The sequence below is a fragment of the Carboxylicivirga marina genome (assembly GCF_016612505.1).
Taxonomy (GTDB): domain Bacteria; phylum Bacteroidota; class Bacteroidia; order Bacteroidales; family Marinilabiliaceae; genus Carboxylicivirga; species Carboxylicivirga marina.
The window spans coordinates 26,311-43,254 of record NZ_JAENRR010000044.1; the positions used below are offsets into that span (position 1 = coordinate 26,311).

Below are 16,944 nucleotides of genomic sequence, written 5' to 3' on the forward strand. Positions count from 1 at the left end.
TTTTGTCCCGTTTAATAACTTGGTTTTCAGCATCTGATTGAGTAAATTTATATGCAACTAACCTGGTTATAATGAATAAAATTAGCTTTATAGCAACTCTTCTAATGGTTGTTAGTTGGTGCATGGCCCAGAATTCACCCATGCGCTTTCAAAGTATTACCATTAATGACGGTCTTTCTCTTAGCTCGGTATATTGTATTGCCAAGGATAGCAAAGGTTTTATGTGGTTTGGAACCGAAGATGGTCTCAACCGATTTGATGGTTACAAGTTCGAAATATATCGTACTGATGTGAAGAATCCTAATAGTATTTGTTACAAATGGATAGAGCACATTGAAGAAGATGAAGCAGGTATGTTGTGGTTTGGTTCTCGTAACGGATTATCACACTTTAATCCTGTTACAAAAACCTTTAAGAACTTTCATAGTCGACAGGAAAATTCAATTCAAAATGATACCGTTACTTCTTTGGTGTCATATGATTCTGAGGTTTATGTAGGAACAAAACAAGGTTTGTCCGTTTTTAATACTGCAAGCTTATCTTGTGCCACCTACAAAGGTATTGATGGTGTAAATACCATAATTAAAACTGAAAAAGGCATACTCATTGCAGCTTCCAATGGTTTGTTTCAATTAAGTAAGAACAATGAACTAACAATGTTATGTGATTTCAATGTTCGCGATGTCAGCATTCTTGATGAGTTAATAGTTTGTGCCCATATGTCAGGCATTCAAGTGTTTGATTGTAAAAGTGAAGAATGGACCATTCCTCATCTGAAAGATAAATTATCTGATATTGAAAGTATTGAAGTGGATAAAAAAGGGCGCATATGGATAAATGCGCAGAATGGTCTGTGGCTGTATAATTTATCGACAAAGAGTTTGAAAAAGATTATCGATACACAGCAAACGAGTAATAGCCTGGCCATCAATAGTAGTAAGGTTCTTTATATTGATGACCATGCTAATGTATGGTACGCCACGCATGGCGATGGACTTTTTATTATCAACCATCAACTGGAAGTAACGAAATGCGTGCACAATCCCACCGATAAAGAAAGCATTAATCAAAATGCGTTTAACTGTATTTATGCTGACACAGTAACCGGAAATATTTGGTTGGGAACATATGGTGCAGGAATAAATATTTATCATCCGGCGGCTAACAAATTTGACTTACTCAAGCACAATCCTTTGAATGAAAATAGTTTGCCAAGTAATTTTATTTGGTCAATATTTGAAACGAAGGATAGCTGCCTATGGATTGGTACGAATGACAAAGGAGTGTGCCACTATTGTCCGAAAGCTGATAAATATACTTCCTTTGAGCATCAACCAAATAATAGTTATTCTTTATCGAATAATTCGATTCGTGAGGTATTTGAAGACAGTGATGCCACTATTTGGCTAGGAACTGACGGAGGAGGTCTTAACCGTTACAATCCATCCACAAGGAGCTTTACCAGGTATGTATATGATAAAGAAGATGAGCGGTCGATTTCGGATAACTCAGTAAGAGTTGTGTTTGAAGATAGTGGCGGTCAAATGTGGGTTGGTACCCGAAATGGGCTCAACTTATTTGATAAGGAAAAGGGGTACTTTAAACGCTTTATTCATCAGCCAGACGATCCCGCCTCTTTATCGCATAACTTTGTCTATGCCAGTATTATTGAAAGTAAAGATGGCGCATTGTGGATAGGGACATATGGTGGTGGTCTTAACCGATTGAATCTTCAAGATTACAAATTTAAGCATTATACAAACGATGGGGAAGAAGGGAAGAGGCTGAGTAATAACATTGTATTTAGTGTATACGAAGATGAGAACGGTTTTATTTGGGTTGGAACCAATGAAGGACTGAATATTCTGAATCCGACAACAGGAGATGTGAAAATATTGGGATTGAAAGATGGCTTGCCAAATGAGGTGATATACAGCATTCTTCCTGATGGAATGGGAAATGTATGGCTAAGTACGAACCATGGAATTTGTCGCATTAACCAAAAAACACTGAAATGTGTAACATACGATGTGAGTGATGGATTACAAAGCAATGAGTTTAATGGAGGAGCTTTTCATAGTGGTAGGTCAGGGCGATTGTATTTTGGAGGCGTTTACGGATTGAATATTCTTAATCCGGAAATATTGCAAACGAATACGACGGTTAGTCAGCCTGTTATTACCCGATTAGAAGTATTAGGCAATGTGGTTGATGTATCGGGTTTGGCACAAAATAAATCAGTAGTAGAACAGGATAGCCAGGTTGTGATGCCCACCGATATTAGCTATACCAAACACATCACACTCGATTACGAGCAGCGCTTTTTTGCGCTTGAGTTTTCGGGTTTAAACCATTTGTTTCCGGGGAAAACGCATTATGCTTTTCAACTATCACCAATGGATAAAAAATGGAATAAGGCTGGTCTTCGTAACTATGTGTCATTTGCCAATGTAAAGCCGGGCGATTACCAGTTTAAAGTAGTTAGTACCAATAGTGACGGGGTATGGAGTGATAAAGTTGCAACACTTGGTATAACGATTCGTCCACCTTTCTGGCAAACTACCTGGTTTATTTTCTTGGAGATAGCTTTGTTGTTGGTACTCATTAGTTTTGGATATTGGTTTTTGTTGAAAATAAAGACCAATAAACTGTTGCGTGCTCAAAACGAACGAATCAAAAATGCAAATGCGCTATTGCATCGATCTGAAGAAAACCTGCGGCATATGAATATCACTAAAGATAAATTCTTCTCCATTATTTCGCATGACTTAAAAAATCCATTTACCAGTTTAATGTCTATTAGCTCTATGCTTGATGAGAATTATCAATATGCCGAGGAAGATGATAAACGTGATGCTGTGAAAAGAATCAATCACTCGGTCAAAAATATTTATTTACTACTTGAGAATTTACTTACATGGTCGCGTTCACAGCGTGGTAAGATCTGTTTTCAGAAAAAGGATTTTAACCTGTCAGTATTAATTTCTGAAAACATTAACCTTTATAAAGCAGCTGCCGACAAAAAAGGTATACAGTTTATCAACGAGGTAAATGAAGAAGTGATTGCCATTGGAGATAGAAACACCATCAATACTATTATTCGTAACCTGTCGGGCAATGCGATTAAGTTTACACCATCTGGTGGCAAAATCAAATATACAATCATAAAAGAGGATGGGTTCTGGAAAGTATCTATTCAGGATTCAGGAGTTGGTATAAAAGGCGATGATCAGGAACGTTTATTCTGCATTGATAAAAAGCTGAAGACAGATGGTACTGATGGTGAGAAAGGAACAGGACTTGGATTAATTATCTGTAAAGAATTTGCTGAGAAAAATGGGGGAGAGATCGGCGTTATGAGTCAGTCAGGTACAGGATCAACGTTTTGGTTTACTGTCAAAGCATGAAATTGCTAAGTAAATTGTCAATAAACTTTTCGGCACAATTTTGGTTTATCCTAAAAAGACTATTTTTGCAGCGGAAAAATCAAAACAGAGATAAATGGCATTAGCGATTACAGCATATGGCACCAAAGTGCTTCGTAAGGTGTGCGACGAGATTACTAAAGATTACGATGGGCTTCAGGCACTTATTGATAGCATGTGGGAAACGATGTACGAAGCTGGTGGTGTAGGTTTGGCTGCTCCTCAAGTCAATAAAGCCATCCGATTATTTACAGTAGATACTGTGCAAGTGTTTGAGGGGATGAATGATGAAGACAAGGAAGACTTGTTTGAAGATGAAGCACCGGTAAAAGAAACGTTTATTAATGCACAAATTGTTGGTGAGTCGGAAGAAGTATGGGCTGATAATGAAGGTTGCCTTAGCTTGCCTGACCTGAGTGGTGAAGTGGAACGCCCATGGGCTATTGAAATTGAATATTACGATAAAGATTTTAATAAGCAGTCAAAAACGTTTTCTGGTTATAATGCCCGTGTTATTCAGCACGAATATGATCACACCGAAGGTATTTTGTATGTCGATCATTTATCGGGTATTGCCAAGCGATTGATAAAAGGAAAATTGAACAAAATTGCAGAAGGAAAAGTGGCACCGCGCTATCGTATGCGTTTTGCTAAATAAGGATATAAAGTACCCCAAAAATGGCCTTAATTCATGCGAGTTAAGGCCATTTTTGTATTTACTCACTTCGTTTAATGCATCATGTCAACCGTTTGATGCCAAAGAATAGCAGCTTCAGGCAAATAACACCTATGTGCCCTTGGTTATCTAATACTTTTGTGAATGGAATTAATCTGTTTATAAAGGAAATAAGAAAACTAACAGGATATTAAAATCATGAGAAAACAAACATTACCGTTGATAACAGCACTTGTATTAGTGGCAATAAGTATGGTTAGCTGTGGCTCAAAAGGTGAAGCAAAACAAACGCCAGCACGTTATGTAAAGGTGGAACAACTTGGGGGAAATAATAATAACGAAGAACTTATATTCCATGGCCAGCTAAAAGAGAAGAAAGAAGTTAGCATTGCCTTTAAGGTAGGCGGTCAGGTATATAATGTATTGGTTGATGAAGGTGATTATGTGAAAAAAAATCAGGTGATTGCACGCATTGATCCTCGCGATTATAAAATTCAGTTACAGTCTGCTAAAGCACAGTTTATTCAGGTAGAAGGCGAATATGCTCGCTATAAGGAGTTGTATAAAAAGAACAAACTTCCGATTAACACACTTGAGAAAATGGAAGCTGGTTATTTAGCTGCCAAAAGTGGCTGCGAAGCAGCACAAAATGCCTTGAACGATACTGAGTTAAAAGCGCCTTTTGAAGGTTATATCTACCGCAAGAATATTAGCAATTTTGAAAACGTAGCTCCAGGTCAATCGATTTTTGCTTTGCTTGATGTTAGTCATCTCGAAGTACATTTTAGTCTTCCTGAAAGCAAGGTGTCAACAGCTAAGCGATTTAAAGATATTGAATGTGATGTGCAAACAGCAGGGCTTTATGGTGTAAAAGCCGAAGTGTTATCGGTAAACGAAAAAGCCAATGGAAACGACATGTTTGATGTGCGCTTGATGGTGAATAATAACAAAGACAACGTGCTTAAACCAGGTATGTCGGTTAAGGTTCGTATTCAATTACCTGATGAAACAGGAAGTGGTGTAATGGTGCCTCTTGAAGCTATTTTTCAGAATGAAGGAAAATCCTATGTGTGGGTGTTTAATCGTCAAAATTCGGTGGTAAACAAGAAAGCCATTCAGATTAGTAAACTAAAGAACAATGGTATGATGTCGGTTTCATCTGGATTAAGCGGAAAAGAAACGGTTGTAATTGCAGGTGTTTATAGCCTAACAGATAATCAGCCCGTAAAAGTACTAAACAACAAACTCTAAAGCTCATATCAATATGTTAGAAAAGATTTTATCTCAAAAAGCATTTTTGAGCTTTATTTTTGTGGCCATACTTGTCGGAGGATTAGTATCCTATGATTCGATGGGTAAGCTTGAAGATCCTGAGATACCGGTAAAAGCGGCAGTAATTATAACACAATATCCGGGTGCATCGGCCGATGAGGTGGATCGCGAAGTAACCGATGTACTTGAAAAGGCGATTCAACGTTTAGAGAATATCGATTTCCTTGAATCACGTTCTATTCCAGGAATGTCAGAAATAACCATCAATATAAAGTCAGGTGTAAGGTCAGAGGAGCTACCACAGCTTTGGGATCATATGCGTCGAAAAATATATGATGTAAGAGGCAGCTTGCCAGCAGGTGCCCGCGAGCCCATTATCAACGATGATTTTGGTGATGTGTCAGGTATTTTTCTGGCGGTGTCTAATGATGGCTATGCCTATCATGAGTTCCAGGATTATGTTGATGAACTAAAAAAAGAATTGCAGCTGGTTGAGGGTGTTAAGCGAATTGAAGTATTTGGTAAGCGCACCGAAGTGGTTAATATCAGCTTTGATAATGAGTACTTTGCTTCTTTAGGTATTAACCCAATGATGATTTTCCAGGCGTTTAATGATCAGGGAGTCATCGTTAACCCAGGTACCTTTACAGCAGGTAGTGAACGTATCCGGGTAAGCATTGGTAATAAATTCCAGACCATTGATGAAATTCGCGACTTTGAGGTGAAGCTTCCCAATGGAGGACGTTACCGTTTAGGGCAAGTAGCCAAGGTCGAGCGTGAGTTTTATGAGCCAGAATTACAAAAGTTGAAGTTCAATGGTCGTGAGTCTATTGGTTTAGCGCTTTCGATGGAAAGTGGGGGTAATGTGATTGTATTGGGTGAAGCTGTTGAAAAGCGCTTAGCCGAACTGCAGCAAGATTTACCGATTGGTATTGAAACGCATAAAATATTTTATCAGCATAATAATGTGGAGGAATCGATTGATAACTTTATTGTTAATCTGATTGAATCCATTGTTATTGTAATCGTTGTCCTTCTTATTTTTATGGGCATGCGAGCTGGCTTGTTAATTGCCAGTGGGCTCGTATTTACAATTCTTACAACATTCATACTAATGGCGGGTATGGATATTGAATTACACCGCGTGTCGTTGGCAGCCATTATTATTGCCATGGGTATGTTGGTTGATAATGCCATTGTTATTGCCGATGGTATCCTCATTGATTTAGATAGAGGCATGGAGCGCAAAAAGGCCTTTACGAATACAGCTAAGAAATCGGCTATACCGCTATTAGGAGCAACCATGGTAGCCATTTTGGCTTTTATGCCTTTAGCTTTTAACAGTACTGCAGCCGGTGAATTTTTACGTCCCCTGTTTTGGGTATTAGCTTTGTCCTTATTTGCCAGCTGGGTGTTGGCCATGGTTCAAACCCCCTTTCATGCGCAGTATTTTTATAAAAAGCGCAAGAAAAAGAGTATGGGTGACGATGAGCATGATCCATACGGCGGTCGTTTCTATCAAATCTTTGGTAAGTTTATAAAGTTTGCTTTATGGCACAAATCATTAACAGTAATCGCAACAGCTGTTGTTTTGGTACTGGCCTTCTGGTCTTTCCAATTTGTTAAACAAGATTTTTTCCCCGGAGCAACCTATGATCAATTTATTTTAGAATATCGTTTGCCCGAGGGACAGGACATTTCTAAAGTAGAAGCAGATTTAGAACAGATACAGGAAGAACTGAACGAATGGGATAATATCAACTATATCGTTACCGGTTTAGGAAGTACGCCTGTGCGTTATACTTTAATGCGTCCGGTTAACGGATTGAGCCTGAGTTATGGCGAGTTGATTATCAGTATAAACAATGCAGAGCTAAAAGATGAAACGATTGCTCAAATTCAGGACTATGTCATTAAGAATTATCCACAATCATTTGCCAGGGTAAGAGAATACATGGCGATTGGTGGTGATTTTAAAATAGAAGCAAAATTTACAGGTCCTGATGCCAGTGTGTTACGGGAATTGGCCGAGCAAGCTAATCAAGTGATGCGTGAAGAGCCAAAAGCGGCTTTTGTAACACAAAACTGGCGTAATTCAGTGAAGGTACTAACACCTGTTTATTCGCAGGATAATGCTCGTGAATTAATGGTGAGTCGTTCTGATGTAGCCAATGCCCTGGCCATTGCTTCAAGTGGAATGCCGGTGGGGGTATTTTATAACGGAGACTACCAGTTGCCGGTAATGCTTAAGCTCGATAAAACCATTAGTGACGACATGGGGCAGCTGGCTTCGGTGCCTGTTTGGTCTGGTTTGCCACAAAGTGTCGCCCTTAGTCAGTTGGTTGATTCAATTGATGTACGTTGGGAAAATAGCATGATTCGTCGTTATGACGGACAGCGTGCCATTAAAGCGCAATGCGACCCTATTGCTGGTGTGGCACCTCCTGAGTTGTTAATCGAATTGAAAGATAAAGTAGAAGCCATTCCATTACCAGAAGGATATAAGTTAGAGTGGCTTGGCGATTACAAAAGTAGCAATGAAGCCAACGAAGGATTGGCCGAAAATATGCCATTGGCTGCCTTATTAATATTGGTGATTATCATTGGTTTATTTAATAACTTCAGACAACCAATAATCATTCTGTCATTAATGCCATTGGCTTTTATTGGAGTGATACTAGGTTTTCTTGCAACAGGTTTCTACTTCTCATTCTTCTCGGTAATTGGTACGCTTGGTTTAATGGGTATGATGATAAAAAATGCGGTGGTTCTGCTTGATGAAATCAACCTGCAGATATCGCAAGGTAAAAATAAGCTCAATGCTATTATTGACTCAACCTTGTCGAGGGTACGTCCGGTAATGATGGCATCATTAACAACCATTCTGGGGATGTTACCATTGGCTTTTGACGATATGTTTAAAACCATGGCTGTTGCGATTATGTTCGGCTTGCTGGTTGGTACGGTCATTACACTTATTGTTATTCCGGTACTGTATGCTGTGTTGTATAAGGTAAACACTAAAAGCTTGCATTGTGATGATAAGCAGGAAGTGAAAAAAATAGCAGAATAATCGATTTTTCATGTATAGGTTAGTAGTAGGAGCTGCTGTTTGTAACGGCATTTTGGCAGCTCCTATTTTAAGCCAAAAAGGACTGATTAAAAAGACTTTAAAACTATAAAATGAGACACTATATATTAATTGTATTAGGATTATTGATTGGCAGTAATGTCAGTGCTCAACAACAAATATCCTTGTCTGAGAGCCGTCAGATGGCTCTGGACTACAATAAGTCGTTAAAGTCGGCCAAGCTTAGGCACCACGAAGCGGAAGCTCAACAAAAAGAAGCGCGTACCGCTTATTTGCCTAAGATTAGCGGAACGGCCTCAGCGACCTACCTGCCATCAATGGATGATATTGCCATACCCGGCTTTGAATTGCCGGTAATGGACGGTGCCGGTAACGAAACTGGTAATACTGTTGGTTTTCCAGGTATGAGCATAGGTACTGAAAAGTTACAATACTACAATGGACAGCTTGCAGCACAAGTCCCTATTTATCTGGGAGGGCAAGTGCGATATGCCAATCAAATGGCCGATAAAGGTGTTGAGATGGCTGGCCAGGCGTATCAATTACAAAGCGATGAGGTGGTTTATAATACCGATAATGCCTATTGGCAACTGGTAGCTTTCAAAGAGCAACTTAAAGTAGCTTACAAGTACTTTGAAATGCTTGATTCGCTTGAACAGCAAATGAAAGACATGTACGAACTGGGTTTGACACCCAAAAGTGAGCAGCTGATTGTAACCGTTCAGAAAAATGAAGCTCAATTGAACCTCATGAAGGCCGAAAATGCCTATAAAATTATGAAAATGAACCTGTGTCAGATTGTGGGACTTGATTTGAATACAGATATTGAAGTGGCCGATTCATTGGTTGCCGAACCAGATTTAATTGTGATGAGCAACAGTGTTGAGCAGGCTTTGTATAATCGTAATGAATTAAAGTTGCTGGATGGTCAGCTGAGCATATCGGAGCTTGAGAAAAAAAGTGTGATGAGTGCCTACAAACCGCAGTTAGGTGCACAGGTAAGTTACGGTTATATGGAAATACCTGACTTAGTGGATGGGCAATCATTAACACAGGCCTCGGCACAATTATCCATTCCACTGGTTCACTGGCGTGAGAAAAAACACAAAAAAGATGCGGCTCGTTTACGTATTGAGCAAGCACGTCTTCAGTTAGATGAATCAAAGGAGTTTGTGCAGCTTGAAGTGCAGCAATACATTATTCAGGTTAATGAGGCCTACGAGTCCATCATTTTAGCCGATAAAAGTCGTGATGAAGCCATTGAGTCATTAGAAGAGGTGCAAGCCAGTTTTGATGCCGGTTTAAATACCACAACAGATGTGTTAAATGCTCAGGCATCGTGGTTAAGTGCCAATGCCAGCTTCTTAAATGCTTTGGCAAGCTATGAAGTCGCAAAGTCAGCATACTATAAAGGTATTGGTCAGCTTAACCTGGTTTTGGCCGATAGCAATCAATAGTGTTTCTCAATAGGTGGTGGCTCGTTTTAAAAAGTTAAAAGGAGTCATTACCTTTAGCACGTTACTTAGGGTGGATAAAATTGTTGGAGATGAAAAAGTTTGATGCTTGTTATAATGATAAATTCCTAAAAGGTAAACCAATCCTCTTTGTGAATTATAAAACCAGGTTTCTGTTTGAATTCTTATTAGGAGTGGTTTATTATGCCATTTTAACAACAACCTTATTTGTTGATGAAGAGCCTGATTGGAAGGGTTTTGTGTTTTCTGTTTGGCTGTTCTTTTTTATCGCTGAAGGAATATTCGCCTGTAATAAAATCATTGCTTGCAAACACCCCTGGCACACGCATACCAGAGGACGTATCATTATTTTGCTTTGTTTTTCGGCAATTTGGTTCTACGTTGCTATTGTGATGGCTCACCTTGTTAAACCCTGGTTAGAAGAAGGAGAACCATTAACAGATATGGCCTATAATGTGGCGCTCGTTATTTCAATGTTGTTTGTTACCATTTATGTAGTACTCTTATTTGCTTATAACTATCATCAAAGTCTGAGCGTTGTTATGATAGAAAACGAGCGCTTGCAGCAAGATAAACTTAAGCAAGACTATAGGGCATTGCAAGATCAGATTAATCCTCATTTTTTATTTAATAACCTGAGTACACTTATTGCCATCATCAGGCAAGACAAAGATGCAGCTATTCGTTTTGCCATCAATTTTTCCGATGTTTATCGTTATGTATTGCAAAGCAACAAGCACACATCCATAAAACTGTCGGAAGAAATGAACTTTATGAAAGCATTTGGTTCTTTGCATAAAGAACGGCTTCGCGATGGTCTGATAGCTGAGATAAATATCGAAGAAAAATACCATGATTGGTACTTACCACCTTTAAGTCTTCAGTTACTGGTTGAGAATGCCGTTAAACACAATGTGGCAACCAAGGCTTCACCATTAACTATTAAAGTATATACCGAAAACGGAAGCTTGATTATATGGAACTCCATTAATTCTAAATCAACGACTTATTCGACCAATACCGGTTTGAGTAACCTTAAGAAACGATACGAGATCCTGACCGACGAAAAGATTGTTATTGAGAAAGGTGATACAAGTTTTAAAGTAGAGCTGCCTTTGATAAAGCAAATGGGTGATAAACAGATTAATGAAAGCTAATATGGATGTAAATTTTATTATAGTTGAAGATGAAATTCATAGTGGTGAGATGCTACGCGATATGATAGCTGATTATCGTCCGGAGTGGAAATTGCAAGCTATGCTGCAAAGTATTAGCGAAACAGTTGATTACCTGACAAACAACGAACACCCGCAAATAATATTTTTAGATATTGAATTAGCTGATGGCAACTGTTTTTCAATATTTGAGCAGATAGAAGTAAAGGAAAGTGGCATTGTTTTTACAACAGCTTATAACGAACATGCTCTTAAAGCCTTTAACTTAAATAGTATTGATTATCTATTAAAACCAATTAAACAGGAAGAATTAGAACGTGCGATTGGCAAGTTTGAGATGGCAGTTGACTTCATTTTGCAACAGCATGAAAAGGAAGAGACTAACAAAACTAATGATATTGACTACGAGGAACTGGCACGTTCGATAGCTAAAACACAAGGCGGCTACCGTAAGCGTTTTCTTATTTCAAAGCGCGAATCATTCTTCAAGCTTGGCGTTGAAGATGTTGCTTATTTTTATTTCGATGCCCGTGTGACGTTTGCAGTTACTTTTGACGGTCGCCAGCACATACTAAGTCAATCGCTTGATAAACTGGAAGAGGAACTTGACCCTGAAATGTTCTTCCGAAGCAATCGCCAAACCATTGTAAATGTGGAAGGTATTGATAAGTTTGAAAGCTATTTCAGTGGCAAGCTGGTTGTTAAGCTGGTTAATAACCTGAATGATAAAATCATGATTAGTCGTGCAAAGGCCGGTGCTTTTAAAGATTGGATGAATCATTGATTAGTCCGAAGTCATAAGTCCGAAGTGATTGACAGTTTGATTAAAGTTTATGAGTTGAAATGTTGAAATTATACTCACTCGCTGGCGCTAATTTGTAATTAGTGCCTTTTGAGCAAGTTTGTATCTGTGCTATTCAACAAATTCTCATTTCTTTAAGCTTTTCTACTATTCTCACCATTCTCTTTTGTAAGTTTGCAAACAAATACTTCATGAATGGAAAACAATGATATATTACGCCGATTACGATTTACTTTAAGCCTTGATGATGATAAAATGATTGCTTTGTTTGGATTGGGCAATCTGAAAGTTGACAGGGCCGCTGTAAGCAATTGGTTAAAGCGCGATGGTGATGAGTATTTCATTGAGATGAGCGACAAAGAGCTTGCTTCTTTTTTCAATGGCCTAATAGTCGACAAGCGAGGCAGACAAGAGGGCCGCGAGCCCATTGCTGAAGAGCGTTTAAACAATAACCTTATACTAAAGAAACTAAAAATAGCCTTGAGCCTTACTTCCGATGATATTGTTGAGGCTTTCCAGCTCATTGACAAACGCATAACCACAAGTGAGATTGGTGCTTTTCTTCGTAATCCAAATCATAGTAAATACCGCGAGTTTAACGGACAGTATTTACGAAACCTCTTAAATGGTTTACAGGCCAAATATGTTACTAAGAAGGATCGTTAATAGCGAATTTATTTCATGAAATGTGAATGAGAAATTGAAAGTGGATAGGTCTATCTAAGTATTTGCTTTTTAAACATTGACTTCTTCCTTCAGTTCTAATATGTTGCTCATATAATTACATATTCGTTATATTGCAGTACAATTCTAACTCTATGAAACGAAACAAGAAAAGCATACTGCGTAAGCTATTCATTTATATGATGGGATTTGGCATAACAATGGGATTTATTTTTCCGGTGTATGCCAATTTTTTTGTTGAATGGAAAGAAGGTTTTTTTCCTTACTTTTTGGCAGGTTGTATCATGGCCGGCATAACCGTAGGTGTGGTCAGTTTCTGGTTTGTTAAAGTGATATTGATTAAGCAACTACTTAAGATGTCAAGTATTGCAGCGAATATTTCTAAGCGTGATATTTCTAATAAGTTAGATATTAAAAGCAATGACGCTGTTGGAGATATTGCTGATGGCTTTAATATGGCCATTGAGAGATTGAATGAATTTGTTGAAGAAATAAAAGTCATTTCCGGTACTGCCAGTAATTTAAGCGGAGACCGTACTAATGTCGATGGGTCTATCAATCATTTAAACACAACACTTGAGCAAGTAACATCATCGGTGCATAATGCCAATGAACATTCTAAAACCATACAGGAAAAAGTAATGAGTAGTAAACACTCATTAAAAGCCACCACCAGCAATTTGGAAAATACATCGGAGAGCATCAAAGGGTTTTCGGCAACAGTCGAAAAACTAAGCACGCATGTGGAAGAAATTAACCGGATTGTTCTGCTTATTAAAGAAATTGCTATTCAAACCAATTTACTGGCTTTAAATGCTGGAATTGAAGCTGCTAAAGCGGGTATTCACGGGCGTAGTTTTTCTGTGGTAGCCACCGAAGTGCGGGATTTATCTGTGAGTATTTCATCGTCGGTTAATGAGGTGGAAAGTATTTTTAATTCACTAAATGAGGAATTAAGTCGAACCGAACAAGTGAATCAGATTATTGTATCTCAATTCGATGAGAATATGGCGCAGAGCAAAACGTTTCAAGATGTGTTTGCTGCCATTGAGTATGCATCACAGGCCAACCTTGAAGAAGGTCATCAGTTGTCGGCAGCTATAGGTAACTTAAACAATAGTGTAAATACCATAAACGGTGCATTTGAGTCATTTTCGCAATACATGTATGATTTGAATGAAACAATTGGCTTATATAAAACGGCCAATTAATTGCGTCAAAAATAGGGCCGACATACTGAAATACTAAATTTGGTTTAAGCACTTATCAAAATAATGGCAGGCCATTAAAAAAGGTGCCATTTCTGGCACCCTTATGTAGTTGATTTTACTTAATGTTATTCTAATGTGATGACTGCTAAAAGAATATCATTAGCCAATGATTCTTCAAGTTTGATATGGCGCACAAGGTCAAGATACTCGTCAAGATGTTGTCGCATTAAATCATTTTGTCCTTTCAATTCAAATACTTTAGCCTGCCAAAAGGTGATGGAAGCATCATTGGGCTTGTATTGTTCGGCCATAGAAAGGTACTTTTGTGCACTGTTTACCTTACGCTTTGTTTTTTTATCAGCCATAGCCTCATTAGAATTATTGCCTTCAATATTCATTACCTGCACAATTCGGTGGGTTGCTTCATCCAGGTAATCAATGGCTATTTCGTTGTGACTAGCATTGCCAGGGATATCAAATTTAACATACACGGTTTTGTCCATAGCACTTGTTACACCGTTAATCTTACCGGCCCGCCACATGCTTTTACTTTGGTTAACAACTTTGAGCACTGCTTCATCAAAGGTTTGTGATACTGAATTGCTTATCATGATATTGGATATGCTGCCATCTGCTTCAACAATGAAGTCGACAGCCACAATACCTTCTTCTTCAAGATAATCGTAACGTGAGAGGTACTTTAGCTCTTTTTGCAAGTGCTCAGTAAAGTTCTGCGATGCGGGATTTTCTGATTTAGTTTCGCCAATAAACACAGGAGCCTCGATGCGTGTTTCTTCTATAAACTTCTGCTTCATTTCTTCTTGTGCTACAACACCTACTGTAAGCATTAATAACACCACTACTAAATTGACCTTTTTCATGGCTAAATGTTTAATTGGTTAATGCACGTCAGGCGTTCAAAGTTTAGGCCACAAAGCTTAACAAACAGTATCATAAAGCATGAATGATTTTGGCATACTTTTTAAATAGGTAAAAGCGTACTTAAATGAACGGAATGTGTTCGATAATGAACAGAAAGCTGTTTTGTACATACTTATTAAGTATGTTTTTTGATTTAATTAAATCCATATCTGACGCTATATCAGGTGTGGTTATTTATGTAGTATCAAATATTTACTGCACTTCAATCAACTTGTTTCGAGTGGTGCATGAAAAGACGATAATTTCCAAGTGTTCTGACATCAGCAACGCAGATGGGTACCTTTCAATCGAAGTGAACGAAGAATTAAAAGCTGTTTGAGACCGATGATAATCGGGTGAGTTCTTTTAATTCAGTGAATGAGATTAGAAAGGTCATCGAGTGCTGCCGTCAGCGGGGTTTTTCGTTAGTTTTTTTCCTGAAGAAAAAAGTAACTCGGGTTTGGGCGAAGCGCCAATTCTTATTTCCTTTTGCATTGCCCAAAAGGAACAAAAGTCTAGTCTGGCAAAATGTCCCTCGCGCTCAAACTAATTTCTATACATCTAATAAAAGTAAAGCCTTTTATCAAAGGCAAAAGCAAGCTCCTTTTAAGAAGTATCACGAAATTAGTTTTTCACCCCACCACTGGCTCCATTGCCAGACAGGCCACCGCGCTGTCAAAACGCTGTTTTGAATGGTGCATGAAAAGACGATAATTTCCAAAGGGCCTGACCTCAGCAACGTAGATGGGTACCTTTCAAGCGAAGTGAACGTAGAATTAAAAGCTGTTTGTAGATTACTGCTGTTTTATGAATAATACCTTCAACTCCCTAGTGCCGGGAAGGCATTCCCATTTTTTAGAAAAACGGGAAACAAAAACCTTATTGAAAGAGGTGATTGCTGCGCATCAGAGTTGGATTTATTGCTACAGGCTTCCCTTCTCCTTCGTCGAAGCCGCATTTGTTCATTTGTTTTTGTTTTTATGTATTCACGATTTCCACTTTGTTCCAATTCGCAATATCCACTCTTATCACTTCCTTTCAATGATTCGAAACCTTGTTTCGAGTGGTGCATGAAAAGACGATAATTTCCAAGGGTTCTGACATCAGCAACGTAGATGGTAACCTTTCAATCGAAGTGAACGTAGAATTAAAAGCTGTTTGAAACCGATGACAATCGGGTGAGTTCTTTTAATTCAGAGAATGAGATTAGAAAAGGTCATCGAGTGCTGTCGTCAGCGGACTCTTTGTATACTTTCTCGACTGTAGGAGAAAGTATAAGCCCTCGCGGCTTTAGCGAACGCCTTATCAGGCAGATTTTCTTTTACCATTGCTGTAAAAGAAACAAAAGATCTAGCCGTAAAGAATACCCACGCGCTCTTATCTCTTCTCAATAATTCTAATGAAGTAAGATGTTTTTCAAACATAAAGGCAAGCCCCTTCATTGAATTATTAGATGAAAAGACAATTCACTCCATCACTGGCCGTCACTTTCCGACAGGCCAACGCGCCACCCAAGAACCCGTTGAATTTACAGGGGGCCTGACCTCAGCAACGTAGATGGGTACCTTTCAAGCGAAGTGAACGTAGAATTAAAAGCTGTTTGTAGATTACTGCTGTTTTATGAATAATACCTTCAACTCCCTAGTGCCGGGAAGGCATTCCCATTTTTTAGAAAAACGGGAAACAAAAACCTTATTGAAAGAGGTGATTGCTGCGCATCAGAGTTGGATTTATTGCTACAGGCTTCCCTTCTCCTTCGTCGAAGCCGCCATTCCGCAATATCCACTCTTATCACTTCCTTTCAATGATTCGAAACCTTGTTTCGAGTGGTGCATGAAAAGACGATAATTTCCAAGGGTTCTGACATCAGCAACGTAGATGGTAACCTTTCAATCGAAGTGAGCGTAGAATTAAAAGCTGTTTGAAACCGATGATAATCGGGTGAGTTCTTTTAATTCAGTGAATAAGATTAGAAAGGTCATCGAGTGCTGTAGTCAGCGGGGTTTTTCGTTAGTTTTTTTCCTGAAGAAAAAAGTAACTCGGGTTTGGGCGAAGCGCCAATTCTTATTTCCTTTTGCATTGCCCAAAAGGAACAAAACTCTAGTCTGGCAAAATGTCCCTCGCGCTCAAACTAGTTTCTATACATCTAATAAAAGTAAAGCCTTTTATCAAAGGCAAAAGCAAGCTCCTTTTAAGAAGTATCACGAAATTA

The 16,944-nt window shown here is 38.6% G+C and carries 10 protein-coding genes; 9 read left to right on the top strand and 1 reads right to left on the bottom strand.

Annotated features, from left to right (window positions below; genetic code table 11):
- Window positions 1-71: 71 nt before the first annotated feature.
- The 9 genes from JIV24_RS16130 (at window position 72) to JIV24_RS16170 (ending at window position 13,811) form a co-directional block, all read left to right on the top strand.
- Window positions 72-3,407, top strand: a complete 3,336-nt coding sequence (locus tag JIV24_RS16130) for a ligand-binding sensor domain-containing protein (protein ID WP_200466098.1) — start codon at window positions 72-74, stop codon at window positions 3,405-3,407.
- A gap of 94 nt (window positions 3,408-3,501) precedes the next feature.
- Entirely contained in the window at window positions 3,502-4,083 is a 582-nt protein-coding gene (gene def / locus JIV24_RS16135; protein ID WP_200466099.1) for a peptide deformylase, read from the top strand.
- A gap of 216 nt (window positions 4,084-4,299) precedes the next feature.
- Complete coding sequence (locus JIV24_RS16140) at window positions 4,300-5,352, top strand: efflux RND transporter periplasmic adaptor subunit (protein WP_200466100.1); 1,053 nt, start codon at window positions 4,300-4,302, stop codon at window positions 5,350-5,352.
- A gap of 13 nt (window positions 5,353-5,365) precedes the next feature.
- On the top strand, window positions 5,366-8,446 hold the full coding sequence (locus JIV24_RS16145) for an efflux RND transporter permease subunit (protein WP_200466101.1): 3,081 nt from the start codon (window positions 5,366-5,368) through the stop codon (window positions 8,444-8,446).
- 110 nt (window positions 8,447-8,556) lie between these two features.
- Window positions 8,557-9,921, top strand: coding sequence for a TolC family protein (locus tag JIV24_RS16150; protein WP_200466102.1), 1,365 nt, complete (start codon window positions 8,557-8,559; stop codon window positions 9,919-9,921).
- A gap of 89 nt (window positions 9,922-10,010) precedes the next feature.
- Entirely contained in the window at window positions 10,011-11,096 is a 1,086-nt protein-coding gene (locus JIV24_RS16155; RefSeq protein WP_200466103.1) for a sensor histidine kinase, read from the top strand.
- Between the two features lies 1 nt (window position 11,097).
- The gene (locus tag JIV24_RS16160; protein WP_200466104.1) at window positions 11,098-11,898 is read left to right on the top strand and encodes a LytR/AlgR family response regulator transcription factor; all 801 of its coding nucleotides are present in this window, start codon (window positions 11,098-11,100) and stop codon (window positions 11,896-11,898) included.
- 213 nt (window positions 11,899-12,111) lie between these two features.
- Window positions 12,112-12,582: a YehS family protein gene (locus tag JIV24_RS16165; RefSeq protein ID WP_200466105.1), complete on the top strand. Its 471-nt coding sequence runs from the start codon at window positions 12,112-12,114 to the stop codon at window positions 12,580-12,582.
- 152 nt (window positions 12,583-12,734) lie between these two features.
- Window positions 12,735-13,811, top strand: a complete 1,077-nt coding sequence (locus tag JIV24_RS16170; protein ID WP_200466106.1) for a methyl-accepting chemotaxis protein — start codon at window positions 12,735-12,737, stop codon at window positions 13,809-13,811.
- Window positions 13,812-13,936: 125 nt separating this feature from the next.
- Here the strand turns inward: JIV24_RS16170 and JIV24_RS16175 are convergent, their stop codons facing one another.
- Window positions 13,937-14,692 (bottom strand): energy transducer TonB, encoded by a 756-nt coding sequence (locus JIV24_RS16175; protein WP_200466107.1) that lies wholly within the window; start codon window positions 14,690-14,692, stop codon window positions 13,937-13,939.
- Between the last annotated feature and the right edge of the window lie 2,252 nt (window positions 14,693-16,944).